The sequence below is a fragment of the Halomonas sp. SIMBA_159 genome, from assembly GCF_046536035.1.
GTDB lineage: Bacteria > Pseudomonadota > Gammaproteobacteria > Pseudomonadales > Halomonadaceae > Vreelandella > Vreelandella venusta_A.
This window is the reverse complement of sequence record NZ_JAWJBT010000593.1, coordinates 1-271: the sequence shown is the minus strand read 5'-3', so window position 1 is coordinate 271 and position 271 is coordinate 1. Positions and strand designations below refer to the sequence as shown.

Below are 271 nucleotides of genomic sequence, written 5' to 3'. Positions count from 1 at the left end.
CTCTAAAATGTGGAACATTCAGCGCATAAGATAACATGCTCGCAACATCGTAAGCGGTTGTATATTGGTTTTCATCATGCAGTCCTTCAGGGTTCATAAAATGAGTATCATGTAATCCGAGTTCAGCAGCCTTTTCATTCATCATGCGAACAAAATCCTTCACATTTCCTGCAGTATGGATGGCCAACGAGTTTGCTGCTTCACCACCTGAAGGTAACATGGTTCCATATAAAAGATCACGATACGTGACTGTTTCACCACCCAAAAAACC

The 271-nt window shown here is 41.7% G+C and carries 1 protein-coding gene; it reads right to left on the bottom strand.

Translation table 11 applies throughout. The features are described 5' to 3' along the window. Positions 1-271 (bottom strand): D-alanyl-D-alanine carboxypeptidase family protein (locus tag R0J87_RS20595; protein ID WP_498888578.1); only part of this gene is annotated, 271 nt, incomplete at both ends.